Raw genomic sequence first — 16,764 nt, 5'->3', positions numbered from 1 at the left:
ATTAAATACTTTGTTTTTTTAAGTTGTTTCTACAGTATTTAGATAGCACTTTATATAGCCTTTCTGGAGCGAATGGTTTACCTATAAAGTCATCCATCTTATATACTTTTGTTTTTTCTTTAATATCTTTTTGAGCAAAAGCTGTTAAGGCTACAATTGGAATACTTGCCTTTTCTAAATCTGGCAAATTCCTTATAGCTTTTGTTGTTTCATATCCATCAAGAATTGGCATTTGTAAATCCATTAAAACTATATCGAAATTAAAATCTTCTCTCTTAAAATAAGATAAAGCTTCTTTACCATTATTGGCTACTTGGTATTTAACATTCCATTTTTCTAAAAAGCGCCTTAAAATAAGCACATTCATTTTATTATCTTCAGCTATTAAAACATTTAAATTCAAAAATTTATAATCAGGCTGCTGTTCAACCATCTCGGGTTTATAATCACTAAACCTGTTGGTAGTTTTGTAGGTTATTGTAAAAGAAAAAATAGAACCTTTACCTTCTTCGCTTTCTAATATTAAATCACTTTCTTGTAATTTTAATAATTTTTTACAAATAGCCAAACCTAAACCGGTACCGCCATATTTTAAAGAGGTATCTGCATCGGCTTGCATAAAACTTTCAAAAATGGTTTCTTGTTTACTTTTGGATACTCCTATACCTGTATCCTTTACCTTAAACTCTAAATTTACTTTGTTTTCTTTTTTACCTAAATTATTAACACACAGAACTATACTGCCTTTCTCAGTAAACTTCAGCGAATTACTAAGTAAATTTTTTACAATTTGTGTTAATTTTAATTCGTCTCCTATTACATAATCTGGAATACTATTTTCTTTTACCACATTAAATACTACGCCTTTTTTTTCTGCCCTAAGTGCGAAATGAGATTGAATATTTTCTAAGAAATATTTAATATTAAAAGTTTTTTCTACAACATCTACCTTCCCTGACTTTATTTTATTGAAATCTAATAAATCGTTTATTAAACCCAGTAAATGTTCTCCAGAATATTTTAATGCCTTTAAATTTTCTTCTTGCTCTGGTTTATAATCTTCCATGAGCATAATGTTGGTTAAACCTGTAACAGCATTAAGTGGTGTTCTTATTTCGTGAGACATTGTAGATAAGAAATTGTCTTTAGCACGACTTGCGTTATGCAATTCTATTTCGGTCTCTTTTAAAGTTGTAATATCAATTATTGTTCCTATATAACCTATACCTTCACCATTAGAATTACTAACTAATTTAGATTTTGTTTCAAACCAAAATAATTGATCACCTTTATAAAATTTAAAGATAAATTCAAGCTGCTTATTATCTCCTGAAAAAAGATCGTAAGTATTTTTATTTGAAATAATATTGTCTTTATCTAAAAATCCTCTAAAACTTTTACCTATGGACTCTTTTGCTGTAAATCCTGTATATTTTAACCAAGCATCATTTAAAAAAGTAAAATTACCTTTTAAATCTGTTTCAAAAATTATACCGCCTACATTGGCTACAATATTCTCTAATTGCGTTTTGGTTCGATCCCTTTCCCTTTTTAATTCTTGGTTTGCTTTAAATAACTCATCAGAGCTTTCATCTAAAACGTGCTCAACGTAATTTAAATCCTCATCGTAATTTTCATAAGCATCATTAACTAATTTTAAAAAAGCTGAAAATTTCTGATCTTCAAAGTTATCTAACCCTGCTTTTTTAAGCTGCCGTTTTAAGAGTCTGTGATAGTTTTTGTTTAACATTCTGATAGAGTTGTAATGGTCATGGTTTGGTTATGCAATTCACATGGTGATAAATCATCATAAGGTCCTATTTCACCAAGCGCATAAAACCCTGTTAAGCTCACCCTTTCTCCAAGAGTTTCTCTAACTACTTCTACTTCTTCCTCTACAAGTTGTTTTAAAAAATTTTTTCTTCCAATACAACTTATTAAAATAGCTAGACCTGTTTCGCTGTGTTTATTAGCTGCTTTCGCTGATGCCTCTGCGCCATTTATTAATCTATCTGCATTAAACTTCATTAACCTTAAAAGGGCATTTTCATAAATATTCCCTCCTAAAATTAAGCTTTGGTCTGCTTCATTTACACCTTTAATAGATCGTACAACACGACTTAAGTTATCGCTTGTTCGCATACTTAAAGAAAATGTTAAGTCTGGACTTTTAAAGCCTCTATATAACTTATCTCCTAGAAATTTTTTATAAAATGTTAAAGCCGGCACACCATCTATCTCGTACAAAATATTTTTTTCTGCTTTTGTAACTAAACGCTCTATACCAAAACTACCCCAACCTCCTCTCGAGGCGTTTCCAATAATTAAATTATCTCCATAAAACCCAACAGCTACCACTGTTTTATTTACTATATTATAATTATTTAACACGAATGTATCACTTAATCCTAAGGCATTTGAAGCTAAGCCTCCTGATACACTAACATTTTGAAGGTTACTTTTTAAACCTGTAACTAAATCTGATCCGTTTACATTTTCACTATCTCCAAATACAATTACATGCTTTAATTTTTCACTATTTAACTGTCTACCAATAGTATACCCAGCTTTTTCACTAGAATTAACATCATTTACATTAATCGCTACCTTTTTAAATGTTGCATTTTGAAACGAAATAGCCGTTAATGATAAGCTTTTATCGCTTACTGCAATCTCACTAATTTCACCTCCAGAAGAGCATCCTACTAAAACAGATTGTGGAAACTTATTTTTTAAATATTTTAATACGTTTTCTTTATATTTAAATGAAGTTGAAACAAAACATAAAAATAAACTAGCAGAAAATCCAATGGTTTCTAATTGAACTTTCCAGTTATCTTCTTTTAACAATATTTGTTGAACTTTCATAATAAAAATATCACAATCGCTGCAATATAGTTATTTTGTCGTAAAAAAATACACTTTAACCGATTAAATACATATTTAGACAGAAAATAAATACGTAAAATTGTTTTGTTCTATTAATATGCCACATATTAAATGATAATTATAATATGATTTAATTAACCAACAACATACTTTAAGTGTATTTAAAAAGTTTAACATTTTTTAATATTAAATAACGCATTATTAAAAGTATTACTATTAAATTTGTGATACATACATTTATTATATATGGTAGATTTATTGGAAGGGTTTAAAATTGAGGTTCCTGAAGGGATATTTATAAAAGACCCTGAAACATCAAATTTAGGAAAGCGCATAGTTAAGCACAGCATATTACTAATAGACAAGTTAGGGTTCGAGCAGTTCACGTTTAAAAAACTAGGCTGTGCTATTAACTCAAACGAAAGTTCTATTTACAGGTATTTTGAAAGCAAACACCATTTGCTTATGTATTTAACTTCTTGGTATTGGGTTTGGATAGAATATCAATTAGTTTTAGAAACTTTTGCTTTAAAAAATGCCGAAAAAAAATTAAAAAAAGGGGTTGCTGTTTTAACTCGTACTACTAAAGAAGATAGTAATTTTGAGCATATTAATGAGATTTTACTTAATAAAATTGTAATTAACGAAAACGCCAAAGTTTATTTAACACACGATGTTGATAATGAAAATGAAGAAGGCTTTTTTATGCCATACAAACGTGTTGTTAAACGTTTTGCTTCGATAATCTCAGATTTTAACACCACTTACAAGTATCCGTTAAGTTTAGCAAACACCATTATAGAAGGTGCTTTACAACAGCACTTCTTTAAAAATCATTTTAAAAATATTACCAACTGTAACGAAAAGACATCTGTAACTGAGTTTTATACAAACTTAATCTTTAACACGTTAAAGCATGAAAAATAATAGTACCCTATCGCCATGGAAACGCTTTTTGGGCCTTATACAACTAGAAAAGAAAGACATTTTTAAAGTTGCTAACTTTGCTATTTTTGAAGGTATTTTAGCCTTAACCTTACCCCTAGGAATTCAAGCAATAATAACACTTTTACAAGGTGGGCAAGTTTCTACATCATGGGTTGTTTTGGTAATATTAGTAACCGTTGGTGTTGCTTTTACGGGAACCTTAAAACTTATTCAAATACGAATTATTGAAAACATTCAACAACGCATTTTTACAAGAGCGTCTTTTGATTTAGCCTATAGGTTTCCAAAAATAAAAATGAATGAAATGCGAAATTACTATTTGCCAGAATTAGCAAACCGTTTTTTCGATACATTAAGCATACAAAAAGGACTTTCTAAAATTTTAATAGATATTCCTTCGGCGTTTATTCAAATTATTTTTGCGCTAATTCTATTAGCTTTTTATCACCCGTTTTTTATTCTTTTTGGTTTACTACTGCTTGGATTAATATTTGTAGTTTTTAAATATACCGCACAAAAAGGTTTAGACACCAGTTTACAAGAATCAAAATACAAATACAAAGTAGCACATTGGCTAGAAGAAATTGCAAGAACAGTAATTAGCTTTAAACTTTCTGGCAAAACTAAATTAGCTTTAACTAAAACAGACGATTTAGTTTACGATTATGTAGATTCGCGCGAAAACCACTTTAAAATATTAGTACTGCAATTTAAACAAATGATTGGTTTTAAAGTAGTTGTTACTGCAGGATTATTACTTGTTGGTGGTTATCTAGTATTAGAACAACAAATGAACATTGGGCAGTTTGTTGCTGCTGAAATCATTATATTATTGATTATAGCTTCGGTTGAAAAACTTATTTTAGGATTAGAATCGTTTTACGATGTTTTAACAGCTATTGAAAAGCTTGGACAAGTGGTTGATAAATCTATAGAAAAACAATCTGGCGAAGAAGTTGCTGAAACAAAACCAATGACTATAGAGTTAAATAATGCTGATTACCGTGTTGAAAACCGTAAAAAACCCATACTAGAAAATATTTCGTTTACCATAGAGCCTAAAGACCGTATTTTAATCCAAGGCGAAAGTGGTTCTGGAAAATCCACATTGCTACAGTTAATTTCTGGTGTTTTAACACCAACAGACGGGCATATTTTTATAAATAATTTGTCCTTAGAAAGTTTGCATATAAACAAGTACCGTTCGCATTTAGGTATGGTTATGTCTGAAGAAACACCTTTCGAGGGCACCATTAGAGAAAACTTAACATTTGGTAATAAAGAAATATCAGACGACGACATTTTTAAAGTTTTAGAACGCGTTGGTTTAACTAACTTTTTAAAACAACAACCAAAGGGGCTTAACACCCTTTTAAACCCTGAAGGAAAACAAATACCCTACTTTATATCGGCTAAAATACTACTGGCAAGAGCCATTTTAAAAAAACCAAAAGTTTTAATACTTGAAGAGCCATTAAAGCAATTTAACATAGAAGAATCTGAAAAAATATTCAGTTTTATTTGCGAACCATCAAACCCTTGGAGCGTTATTGTTGTTAGTAATCTTAACTTCTGGAAACGCATGTGTAACAAACATATAACACTAGAAGAAGGTCATATAATAAAATCGTAAATGCCATGCTAAATATATCTACAAATAAAGTCTCAAAATATCTCGATTTAAACAGTTATAAATCTGGAAAAGCTACGCAACACACAAACCAGCATAAGCTATTCAGGCGCTTACTTATTGTAAGCTCTGTTTTGGTGCTTATAATTTTACTATTGCCATGGACACAAAATATAACCAGCAAAGGCTATGTTACCACACTAAAGCCAAATCAGCGTCCGCAAACGTTGCAATCACCAATTCCAGGTCGTATTGATGAATGGCTTGTACAAGAAGGCGATTATGTAAAAAAAGGTGATACTATTATTAAAATATCTGAAATTAAAAGTGATTATTTTGATGAACAACTAACCCAACGTACCAGCGATCAAATTCGAGCAAAATCTGCTTCAGTTGATTCATATAATTCTAAAGTTGGTGCATTAAGAAATCAATATTCTGCACTTAAACAAGAACAAAAATTAAAGTTAGAACAAGCTAAAAACAAACTACTTCAATCTAAACTTAAAGTAACAACAGATAGCATTGATTTAGAAGCTGCGAAAATTAAAGCCAACATTGCGCAAACACAATTTGAACGAACAGTTAATCTACAAGAAGAAGGTCTAAAAGCCGTAAAAGATGTAGAAGAATTTAGAAACAAACTACAAGAAGCCAATGCCAAATTAATTTCACAACAAAATAAATTATTAACATCAAAAAACGAAGTTATTAATGCAAAGTTAAGCATATCTACCATTGTTACATCTTACAACGATAAATTAGCTAAAGCACAAAGTGATTTATATACCGCACAATCGAGTGCTCTTGACACCGAAGCACAAGTATCTAAACTAGAAAACAGTCTCGCAAATTACACCAAACGTAATAGCTTACTTTACATAACAGCTCCACAAGATGGTTATATAAATAAAGCTATAAAATCTGGTATTGGCGAAACTTTTAAAGAAGGCGAACCACTTGTTGGTATTATGCCTGCTAATTATGATTTGGCAGTAGAAATGTATGTAAAACCAATGGATTTACCGCTATTGCATTTAGGCGAACATGTACAAGTACAATTCGATGGGTGGCCTGCTATTGTTTTTAGCGGGTGGCCCAACGTGTCTTACGGAACTTACGGCGCTGTTATTGTTGCCATAGAAAATTTTGCTAACGATCAAGGTTTATATCGTGTATTAATTACCAGAGATCCAGATTACGAGCCCTGGCCTCAAGCGTTACGCGTTGGTTCTGGTGCACAAACAATTGCTCTTTTAGAAGATGTACCAATTTGGTATGAAATTTGGCGACAAATAAATGGTTTTCCTCCAAATTTCTATACACCTTTTGGTCATGAAGCATCCCAAAATAGTGATGCTAAAAAATCTAAATAATCGTTTAAAATTATGCGAATGATTTTTAAAAACACTCACATTAATCTGTTAAAAAAACTAAGCTTTTTATTAGTTTTAGGTTTTACAATTAATATTGAAGCCCAAACTACTAACGATAGTATTTTTACCTTAGAAGAATATTTAGGTATTGTTAAACAATTTCATCCTATTGCAAAACAAGCACGCCTTATATCCAGCGAAGGTGAAGCCAAATTATTAAAAGCTAGAGGTGCTTTTGATCCTAAAGTTGAAGTCGATTTTAATAACAAAGAATTTAAAGGCACCGAATATTACAACAAATTAAACGCTGCCTTTAAAATACCAACTTGGTACGGCATTGAACTTAAAGCTAATTATGAAGATAATGAAGGCTACTACCTAAACCCAGAAGCCACCGTTCCAGAAGACGGACTGTATAGTGTTGGTGTTTCAATGTCGCTTGCAAAAGGTTTTCTTGCCAATAAGCGCATGACAACCTTAAAGCAAGCCAAACTTTACAGAAACATAGCCATTAACAAACAACGTACTGTTGTAAATGAAGTGCTTTACAATGCCATTTCAACCTACTTTAATTGGTTAAAATCGTATCAAGAATTTCAAGTTTATAACGATTATTTAGTAAATGCCAACGAACGCTTAAACAATGTTATATCGAGTTTTGAAGCAGGCGACAAACCTGCGGTAGATACTCTTGAGGCTAGTATTAATTACAAGAACAGAGCTCTTGATGTAGAAAAATCGCGTATTAAATATTTAAAGTCCCAATTAGAACTTTCTAATTATTTGTGGCTAGAAAACAACGTACCCGTAGAACTAGATTACAGCTTAAAACCCGATATTAATTCCCCTTTAGTGGTAGATACCGTTTTAAACAGTAGCATTTTGCAAGTAACCGACAGTATTTTGGAAAATCATCCAAAAATTAAAGCCCTAGAATTTAAGCAAAAACAGCTTGTTCTTGAAAAACGCCTAAAAACCAGCAATTTGCTACCTAAAATAGACGTACAATATAACTTTTTAACTAGCGATTACGAGCAAATAAACTCCTTGAACACTGCTAATTACAAAGCAAGTGTAAACGTTAGCATACCCTTATTTTTACGAAAAGAACGTGGTGATTTAAAATTAGCAAAAATTAAACTTCAAGATGTAAATTTCGATTTATCGGCTACACGTGTAAGTTTACTAAACAAAATAAACGCCGTACAACAAGAAATAAACTCCTATCAAACCCAAAGTGATATTGTAGAAAATTTAGTAAACGATTATAAGCGTTTGGTAAATGCCGAAGAAAGAAAATTTGAACTTGGAGAAGGCTCACTCTTTTTAATAAACTACCGAGAGGCCAAACTTATTGAAACCGAACTTAAACGTATTGATGTAATTAACAAAGTTTTAAGCACTAAAGCTAATTTTGCACAAATTTTAAATACCATTGAAAATTAACAATTTAAGTTTTTAATAATCTTAAAATTTCAAATATTTAAATTTAAATATAACTATTGGTAAAATTACCAAAAATAGAACAATTAGTAAATTAACTAAATATACATCTTATAAGAAATCAACTAAAAAAACATTGACTTACACTTATACATTATAGTTATTCAGTATTTTACATCCTATTGTTTTTTTTTATTAACTCGACTCAATACGGTTTTATGAAAATCAAATAAAAGGTTAAAAAAGAACCTAATTCTATAAACACTAGACCGTTTTATATATATTCAAAGAAAAAAATAAATGAAAAACATTTTATTTGTTCTATTTACATTTTTAATATTTAACTGTAAAAGCAAAACAGCGCCTCAAATAATAACTAGCAAAAAGGCTCCAAACATATTATTTATAATCGCTGATGATATGGGTAAAGAAGCCTTAGCTGGTTTTACTGAAGGAAAAATAAAACCTAACACTCCAAACATTGACTCTATTAGAACTTCTGGACTAAGTTTTACCAACTTCTGGACATATCCAACTTGTTCTCCCACTAGAGCCTCAATTATTACTGGAAAATATGGTTATAGAACCAATGTAAGATGGGCAAACCAAAAGCTAGATAATAACGAGATTTTACTACAAAAATATATTAATAAAAACACAACAAATAGTTATGCAACTGCTGTAATTGGAAAATGGCATTTGTCTGGATTCGACACTACTATAAACCCAGAAAACTTTGGTATAGATTATTATTCAGGCATATTTAATGGGTCTGTAAAAAATTATTATAATTGGCCATTATCTGAAAACGGAAAACAAACAACTTGTACAGAATACACCACCAAAAAATTCACAGATTTAGCTTCTAATTGGATTAAAAAGCAAGAAAAACCATGGTTCATGTGGTTAGCTTACAATGCACCTCACACACCTTTTCATATTCCTCCGGCAGAAATGCATAATCAAGGGAATTTAAAACCTTATACTAAAGAAGCAAACCCAACTCCATACTTTATGGCTTCAATTGAAGCTATGGATTATCAAATAGGCAAACTTTTAAACTCAATTTCAATTGAAGACAAAGAGAACACTATTATTATTTTTATTGGCGATAATGGTACAGAACCCGAAGTAACGCAAAATCCTTACAACAAAAACCAAGTTAAACGAAGCCTTTATCAAGGTGGCATTAATATGCCTTTGTTTATTTCAGGAAAAGGTGTTAATAGAAACGGAATTGATAATAACCTAATAACCAGCACAGATCTATTTGCAACTATAGCCGAAATTGCTGGGGTAAATATTAAAGAAATAAATGACAGTAAAAGTTTTAAATCGCTTTTAAATAAAAAAAATACAATTAGAGAATTTCAATACTCTGAAATGAAAAATGATAAAAATAACGCTTGGACAATAAGTAATGGAACCTATAAACTTATAGTTTTTGCAAATGGAAATGAAGAAATGTATAATTTAAAAATGGACCCATACGAGAAAAACAACTTATTAAACTTTGAATTAAATAATTCTGAAAACAACATAAAACAAAAGTTAGATGATCAATTATTAAAAATAAGAAATTAAAAAATTACATATTTTTAATAATTAATTGATAACCACTAAAAGATAACTCATCATACCTCCTTAAACGTATTAAAAAAGTAATTTCTCACTAAAACATTTCTTAACCACAAACTTATAAGTCTTTTGTTTTGTAAAAAAAATCGCCTAAATTCGTCTTACTAGTTTTTAACATTAGTAAGTATGGGACAGTATTCATCATCACCAAATTTTAATTACGGATTTCCTACTCCTGGACCACAATCTCCCACAGGTAGAGATGTTATGGATCATGTATTTTTCGTTTCAAAAACAGAATGGAAAGAAATTCGTGAAAAAAAACATTTCGACTATATTGTAATAGGTACTGGTTTTTGCGCTCTTGCTTTTACCGAAAGAATATTACAAAACAATCCTTTTGCAAAAATTTTAATACTTGAAAGAGGTGATTTTTTTCTTCCTGAGCATTTTCAAGATTTAACAGGTCCATACAAAAGCACACTTGGTGGATTAAGTGAAACTTATCCGTGGACGTTATCGGAAAAAACCACAAACGGAAAACATATAAAATGGCAACACGGTATGGTTCCTTTTTTTGGAGGTCGCTCTACACTTTGGAGTGGTTGGTGCCCTAGACCAACAGAAGAAGAAATGATTAACTGGCCAAAAGAAGTTATTAATGTTTTACAAACTTATTTTAAAGATGCCGAAACATTACTAAATGTTATTCCTGCAAACCAAATTAAATCAACTAGTAATAACAGACCCATTTATGCTACGTTACAAAAAGAAATTCAAAACTTACTAAACAGAAATTTAAATAATGTAAACGAACTAACAAGAGCTTTTCCTGCCCCACTAGCTGTTAAAACTACCGAAGAAAATGATGTAGATTTCTCTAAATTCTCTACACCTAGTAAATTACTTGAACTTATAGAAAAGCAAAAATTACTATTTGCTAAAAATAAAGGCGCTGAATTAAAAATTGCGACAAACTGTACGGTTTCAAAAATTTTGCAGCAGGACATGAAAGCTACGGCATTAGAAACAACTAGAGGTATTGTTAATATTGGAAATGCTAAATTAATTTTAGCCATGGGAACATTACCACCTACAACACTAATTGCTAACTCGTTCCCTGAAATTAAAAATATAGGCAAAAGGTTTACATCTCACTTTGTTACTGCCATTGTAGCACGAATACCTAAAAAAGATTTCAAATTCTCTAGCAAACTTTCCGAGCTCGAATTAGGCGCATTTTACGTTGCTGGTGTTAATCCCGAACTTAAAAACAAAGGTCAATTTCATATTCAATTAACTGCCTTATCTGATAAAAATCCAGAAGAAAATGCTCCTGTTGCGTTAAGAAACATGCCCGATGTTGTAGCAACTGCTACACTCGAGCAATTAACCAGCTCTAAAAACCACATAGTATTTGTTTGTGCTTGCTTAGGTGAAATTGACTATAACAACCCAAATAATTCGTTTTTAAAACACAACTCTAACGATTTAACTACCAATTCTTTTTTAAATGTTGAAGCAAATAAAAATGACAATAAAGTTTGGGATTCCATGGATAAAGGCACATTTGAAACCTTAGAAAAAATAATTTCGCCCAAAGGAAAAACAGGTGTAGAATACTGGGATTACAACAAGAATAAATGGAAAAAAAGCAGACAACTTCTTAGGATTCCTGGTCTTGTTCATGAAGCTTCAACAATGTGGATTGGAAATGACCCCGAAAGCCCGGTAAACCTTGATTACAGACCTAAAGGTGTTAAAAACGTTTATATAACAGGAGCCTCATTATGGCCAACTGGAGCCTCATGGAACCCAACAATGCCAATGGTTGCATTTGCCCAACATTTAGCAGACAACCTATCAAAAAAATAAAACCTTAATTAAACATTCACCTAAAACACTTATAATTTAACAACTCTTTGATTTTCAATTAACCTCTTCTTTACTGTTGAATAATTTGTATATTTAATTATTCCCTTTTAAGAAAAACACTGTCTTAATTAAACCTTAATATGAATATCAGGAACAAAATAAACTATGCTCTAAGTTCTATAAAATTTTAAAAAAAATGCATATAATATTAAAGAAGAATATTGAGGCAATACAAAAAGAATTTGACTTTGATAAATCCGATTCAAAACTATTCGAGTTATTTTGTAATTTTTGTATTGTCTCTAAATCTTATTTGGGGAGATTTAATCCTGATATTGTTACTACTAATGAAGATGACGCCTCAATTGATGGACTTTGTTTCATCATAGATGGAGAACTAATAACTACTAAAGAAGATGCAGAACAATTATTTGACACTCATAAATCAAATCTTGAAGCCAAATTAATCCTTACACAAATAAAAAGTGGAGAAAAGTTTGCAAAGGATGATATTGCAAACTTTAATATAGGAGTTAAAGACTTTCTTTCTCTTGAGCCAAAATTACCAAACGGTGAACTTAATAAAGAAATGCTTGAGGTCTTTAATGTTGTATTAAATAACTTAAAAAAGGTTAAAAATAAATTACCTTCAATCGAGGTTTATTACTGTACTAGTGGAACTTACAACAATGAAAGAGAAATAAAAGCTTCATTTGAAATAATTGAACGCGAGATTGAAATAACTGAACTATTTAGTAATGTAATAGTTGTACCCATTGGAAGAAGTGAATTAACTAAACTATGGAATTCTATTACTGAAACTAATGAAGCAAAATTAAAATTGATAGAATTTTTTGGTATGCCACCTATGCCAAATATACCTCAATCATATGTAGCTTTAGTAAATGCTAAAGAATTTGTAGATAAAGTATTAAGAGACGAAAGCGGAAACATTAAAAATGAAGTTTTTGAAGAAAATATAAGAGCTTTTTTAGGATCAACACCAGTTAATAAAAAAATTAGCGAAACACTTTATAATCAAAACAAAAGAAAACTATTCTCTGTTTTAAATAATGGTATAACAATAGTTACACCAGAATTAACTTTGACACCAAATTCAAAAGAAATTGATTTAATAAATTATCAAATTATTAATGGATGTCAAACAAGTAATACTTTATTCGAAAATTATACACATTTAGATGATAATACAAATGTTGTAGTTAAGTGTATAGAATCTTCAAATGAACATAACATTACAGATATAATTTCGGCAACAAATAGTCAAACGATTATATCGAATGAAGCCTTTTATTCATTAAAAGAAAAAACAAAATTAGTTCAAAAATATTTTGAAATTAAGAACTCTGAATTAACCAGAGATTATCATTTATACTTTGAAAGAAGAGAGAATGAATATAAAAATAAAGACTATCAACAATCAAGAATATTTGACATAAAACTAATTTGTCGCGCATATAATGCAATGTTTCTAAATCAACCTTTTAACTCTGCTAGATATGTATCACAGATTTTCAAAATACAAAAGGATAATTTATTTAAAGAAAATGATCAAGAAGCTCTTTACTATACATCAGCTCTAACCTTGTATAGGTTTAATAATTTAGTAAATATTAAAAAGCATAATTCTCATAAATATGTACTTTTGAGATGGCACATTTTAGAATTATTTAAAATTATTGCACATAAGAAATTTGAAGAAATTAAACCTAATTCAAAAAAAGCAAATAGCTATTGTGACTCAATTATCAAGAAACTTAATTCTAAAAATAGAGATTACGAGCAAATTTTCAAACATTGTTACAAAGTTATTGACCTTTTACCCTTTCCGAGTAAAGATGTTTTAAAACGAGCCAAATATAATCAGGAACTTTTAGAAATAGCCAAGGAATACGTCAAAAAATTATAAAACACCAAATATAATTTATTACTTGTTTTAGAATAATCACGAAAATACTTGTAAATATTCTATTCCGTTTTATTTGCTAAATCATGTGTTAAATCACGCAAAAAAAATAAAGACAAGCACGTTAAACGAAACTACCTATCACCCCATTAACTTTATCAAAATCCAATCGTTTTGTGATGACACACTAGATGAGGAATCTATAAAAGCAAAACCTCACCTTGGTAAGATCCTCAATCAAGTTCAGGGTGACAACATCAGTTAATTAATTTGGTAACGGCATCAAAATCCAGTCCGCCATAATTACCCGAACTCATTAAAAGAAGTGATTTGTTATCGAAATCTTGTGAGAATAAATAGTTTTTAAAATCGTCTGGGTTTGTGTAAATTATTAAATCGTCGCGTTTAAAAGCATTGGCTATTTGTTGTTCGCTAACCGCATCAAGTTTTTTAATTTCAACGGCATGTGGGCTGTAAAATACAACAGCAACATCGGCGGCATTAAGCGCGCCATTATATTCTTTTAAAAACTCAGCATTTAAACTGCTGTATGTATGCAACTCTAAACAAGCAACCAAAGTACGATTAGCATATTGCTCTTTTACAGCTTTTGTGGTTGCAGCTACTTTACTTGGCGAATGTGCAAAATCTTTATAAGCCACACTAGTACTACTTTCGGCTATTTTTTCTAAACGTTTGCTTGCACCTTTAAAAGTTGAAATGGCTTCATAAAAATCGTCTTCATCAATACCCATATGTTGGCAAATCCATTTGGCACCAGCTAAATTATTAAGGTTGTGCTTACCAAAAACTTCTATCGGCATTGGACCTTCGGGAGTTTCTAATAAAGTTTCACCGGCTTCAACGGTATATTCTGGTGTTTGGTAAGCTATTTTGCGTATTGGGTTTTCGCTGGCTTCTACAACACGCTTTACTTCTTCGTCTTCTTCGTTGTAGTTTATACTGCCTCCTAACACAATAGAGTCGACAAATATTTTAAACTGTTCTACGTAATTCTCGTAGGTTGGAAACACGTTTATATGATCCCAAGCTATACCGCTTAATAAGGCAATGTTGGGTTTGTATAAATGAAATTTTGGTCGGCGATCTATTGGCGAACTTAAATATTCGTCGCCTTCAAGTACTATAAAGTCGTTTTCTTCAGTAAGTTTTACCATAACATCGAAACCTTCTAATTGCGCGCCTACCATATAATCGACATCGCGATCGTGATAATGCATAACGTGCAAAATCATAGATGTTATGGTTGTTTTACCATGACTACCACCAATTACTACACGTGTTTTATTTTTAGATTGCTCGTATAAAAATTCTGGATAACTGTAAATTTTAAGCCCTAATTCTTGTGCTTTTAACAGCTCTGGATTATCGGCTTTGGCATGCATTCCTAAAACAATAGCATCTAAGTTTTGAGTGATTTTTTCTGGAAACCAACCAAATTGCTCGGGTAATAAACCCTTGGCTTGTAGTCTTGATTTTGATGGATTAAAAATAACATCGTCGCTACCTGTAACTTGGTAACCTTTGTTATGTAATGCAATGGCTAAATTGTGCATTGCCGCACCGCCTATGGCTATAAAATGTACATTCATAAAGCAAATATCTGTTTATAAGCTTAAATCTCAAAGTTTATACTTTTATTTTTTAAAAGCATCTGTTTTTTTCTATGTTTTAGTTTAATGTGAGCCTTATATGAAACTCCTAAAAGAATAGCCAAAAATCCTATAAAAACTAGCACTTGTCACCTTTAGCGGAGTAGAAAGGTCTCAAAATAATCTTACATTAATTAGGTTTCGACTCCGCTCAACCGGACAAAATATGTTGTTTTAATTTTCAACTAAAAACAAGCGAGACTGAATAAAACTTACCTTAGGTTATAAAAATTTGCCATTTGATAAGCGCGTTAGGGATTGCAGCGGCATCCTTTTTTTTGTCGCTTCGAGTGTTTTACGAAGTATGAGTAAAATGTATCGAGAAGCCAAAAAAAGATATAGCGAAACATCTATGTTAATGAATTCAAAAATATAGAACAAAAAACCATGAATAAAAGCGTGACCTGTAGGGAAACGCCCAATTTTAAAGATTTAAAATTTTTTGTTTTTTATTTTTAAAAACTTGAATTTTTGGCAACTCTTTTAGGGCTAAATCGATGTGTTTTAAAGCTTCGGTTTTATTTTGCTTATGGTAATAAATTTGCGCCAAACGGTAGTTTGCCCAAGCTTTTGGAACGCCATCTTCGGCAGAATAATTTTTAATATAAACTTTTAAGCATTTTTCGCCTTTTTGTAACTCAACATTATACTCGGCAGCCACTTTACCTATTTGATAATGTAAAGCGTTACGCTGGTGTTTTTGGTGTGCGCTTTCTATGTTTTTTATAGCCTGTTCTGGTTTGTTTGTTTTTTCGTAAAACTTGGTTAACTTATCGAAACACACTAAAGAACCGCCTTGCTTTATGGCTTGTTTATAAAATTTTTCGGCTAATTCGGGCTCGTCGTCGTATTCATAAATATAACCTTTTGCTAAGTAGCCATCTACTTTTGATAGCTTTTCCAGCTCTTGGGCATACTTTAAGGCTTTAGTTATACTTCCGCCAATAATTCCGGGCAATTGAACATATAATTCTACCAATGCCCAACGTGCATTTATGTGGTTTTTATCGAGTTCGGCTGCTTTTATAAATGCGCTTTTTATATCACCAACAAAACTAATGGCTTTAAACTTGTTTTCTAGAGCTTTCATGCCCATAGCGCCACCATATTTGTATTGATAATTTGCAATGTTGGGCTTTACATTAACTAAAGTTTTGTATGTATTTATGGCATTATCCCATTGCTCTTGGTAGCCGTAAGCATCTCCTAAAAGCTCTATTGCTTCGAGATTTTTAGGGTTGTTTTTTACATAGAATTTAAGTATATTTTCGGCCTTTTGATATTGCTTATTTTTAAATAATAAGTCTATTTCGGCCTTATTTATTTGGGCAAATATACTTAACGGAAATAGTAAAAGAAGTATAAACTTTTTCATAACATTTAGGTCGACAAACTACTATTAATCTTTCAAGGTTTTAAACCTTA

Annotated in this window: 11 protein-coding genes; 7 read left to right on the top strand and 4 right to left on the bottom strand. The window is 30.8% G+C overall.

Going from position 1 to position 16,764, the window contains the following annotated elements; translation table 11 throughout:
* Position 1: 1 nt before the first annotated feature.
* Both LG649_RS10210 and LG649_RS10205 read right to left on the bottom strand, forming a co-directional pair.
* Positions 2 to 1,750 carry an ATP-binding protein gene (locus tag LG649_RS10210; protein ID WP_226543733.1) on the bottom strand — a complete coding sequence of 583 codons (1,749 nt, stop codon included), beginning with the start codon at positions 1,748 to 1,750 and terminating at the stop codon, positions 2 to 4.
* On the bottom strand, positions 1,744 to 2,868 hold the full coding sequence (locus LG649_RS10205; RefSeq protein WP_226543732.1) for an FIST signal transduction protein: 1,125 nt from the start codon (positions 2,866 to 2,868) through the stop codon (positions 1,744 to 1,746). Before LG649_RS10205 ends, LG649_RS10210 begins: the two co-directional genes overlap by 7 nt.
* Positions 2,869 to 3,135: 267 nt before the next feature.
* Here LG649_RS10205 and LG649_RS10200 point away from each other — a divergent pair, with 267 nt between their 5' ends.
* The 7 genes from LG649_RS10200 (at position 3,136) to LG649_RS10170 (ending at position 13,669) form a co-directional block, all read left to right on the top strand.
* Positions 3,136 to 3,816: a TetR/AcrR family transcriptional regulator gene (locus LG649_RS10200; RefSeq protein WP_226543731.1), complete on the top strand. Its 681-nt coding sequence runs from the start codon at positions 3,136 to 3,138 to the stop codon at positions 3,814 to 3,816.
* Positions 3,806 to 5,470 carry a peptidase domain-containing ABC transporter gene (locus LG649_RS10195; RefSeq protein ID WP_226543730.1) on the top strand — a complete coding sequence of 555 codons (1,665 nt, stop codon included), beginning with the start codon at positions 3,806 to 3,808 and terminating at the stop codon, positions 5,468 to 5,470. The genes LG649_RS10200 and LG649_RS10195 overlap by 11 nt, the downstream gene beginning before the upstream one ends.
* Before the next feature lie 5 nt (positions 5,471 to 5,475).
* On the top strand, positions 5,476 to 6,843 hold the full coding sequence (locus tag LG649_RS10190; RefSeq protein WP_226543729.1) for an HlyD family secretion protein: 1,368 nt from the start codon (positions 5,476 to 5,478) through the stop codon (positions 6,841 to 6,843).
* Positions 6,844 to 6,861: 18 nt separating this feature from the next.
* Positions 6,862 to 8,289 carry a TolC family protein gene (locus LG649_RS10185; protein ID WP_226543728.1) on the top strand — a complete coding sequence of 476 codons (1,428 nt, stop codon included), beginning with the start codon at positions 6,862 to 6,864 and terminating at the stop codon, positions 8,287 to 8,289.
* A gap of 297 nt (positions 8,290 to 8,586) precedes the next feature.
* Positions 8,587 to 9,870: a sulfatase-like hydrolase/transferase gene (locus LG649_RS10180; RefSeq protein ID WP_226543727.1), complete on the top strand. Its 1,284-nt coding sequence runs from the start codon at positions 8,587 to 8,589 to the stop codon at positions 9,868 to 9,870.
* Positions 9,871 to 10,050: 180 nt separating this feature from the next.
* Entirely contained in the window at positions 10,051 to 11,739 is a 1,689-nt protein-coding gene (locus LG649_RS10175) for a GMC oxidoreductase (protein ID WP_226543726.1), read from the top strand.
* Between the two features lie 196 nt (positions 11,740 to 11,935).
* On the top strand, positions 11,936 to 13,669 hold the full coding sequence (locus LG649_RS10170) for an AIPR family protein (RefSeq protein WP_226543725.1): 1,734 nt from the start codon (positions 11,936 to 11,938) through the stop codon (positions 13,667 to 13,669).
* 254 nt (positions 13,670 to 13,923) lie between these two features.
* On the opposite strand, the gene LG649_RS10165 is transcribed toward LG649_RS10170, so the two are convergent.
* Both LG649_RS10165 and LG649_RS10160 read right to left on the bottom strand, forming a co-directional pair.
* Positions 13,924 to 15,279: a UDP-N-acetylmuramate--L-alanine ligase gene (locus LG649_RS10165; protein ID WP_226543724.1), complete on the bottom strand. Its 1,356-nt coding sequence runs from the start codon at positions 15,277 to 15,279 to the stop codon at positions 13,924 to 13,926.
* Positions 15,280 to 15,763: 484 nt separating this feature from the next.
* Positions 15,764 to 16,714 (bottom strand): tetratricopeptide repeat protein, encoded by a 951-nt coding sequence (locus LG649_RS10160; protein ID WP_226543723.1) that lies wholly within the window; start codon positions 16,712 to 16,714, stop codon positions 15,764 to 15,766.
* Positions 16,715 to 16,764: the final 50 nt, after the last annotated feature.

The organism is Neotamlana laminarinivorans (assembly GCF_020523925.1).
Lineage (GTDB): Bacteria > Bacteroidota > Bacteroidia > Flavobacteriales > Flavobacteriaceae > Neotamlana > Neotamlana laminarinivorans.
This window is presented reverse-complemented; position numbering and strand designations above follow the sequence as displayed.

Bases quoted from the DNA above. Each gene is read 5' to 3' on its own strand.
- LG649_RS10210 (WP_226543733.1), bottom strand. From the start codon at position 1,750: ATGTTAAACAAAAACTATCACAGACTCTTAAAACGGCAGCTTAAAAAA.
- LG649_RS10205 (WP_226543732.1), bottom strand. From the start codon at position 2,868: ATGAAAGTTCAACAAATATTGTTAAAAGAAGATAACTGGAAAGTTCAA.
- LG649_RS10200 (WP_226543731.1), top strand. From the start codon at position 3,136: ATGGTAGATTTATTGGAAGGGTTTAAAATTGAGGTTCCTGAAGGGATA.
- LG649_RS10195 (WP_226543730.1), top strand. From the start codon at position 3,806: ATGAAAAATAATAGTACCCTATCGCCATGGAAACGCTTTTTGGGCCTT.
- LG649_RS10190 (WP_226543729.1), top strand. From the start codon at position 5,476: ATGCTAAATATATCTACAAATAAAGTCTCAAAATATCTCGATTTAAAC.
- LG649_RS10185 (WP_226543728.1), top strand. From the start codon at position 6,862: ATGATTTTTAAAAACACTCACATTAATCTGTTAAAAAAACTAAGCTTT.
- LG649_RS10180 (WP_226543727.1), top strand. From the start codon at position 8,587: ATGAAAAACATTTTATTTGTTCTATTTACATTTTTAATATTTAACTGT.
- LG649_RS10175 (WP_226543726.1), top strand. From the start codon at position 10,051: ATGGGACAGTATTCATCATCACCAAATTTTAATTACGGATTTCCTACT.
- LG649_RS10170 (WP_226543725.1), top strand. From the start codon at position 11,936: ATGCATATAATATTAAAGAAGAATATTGAGGCAATACAAAAAGAATTT.
- LG649_RS10165 (WP_226543724.1), bottom strand. From the start codon at position 15,279: ATGAATGTACATTTTATAGCCATAGGCGGTGCGGCAATGCACAATTTA.
- LG649_RS10160 (WP_226543723.1), bottom strand. From the start codon at position 16,714: ATGAAAAAGTTTATACTTCTTTTACTATTTCCGTTAAGTATATTTGCC.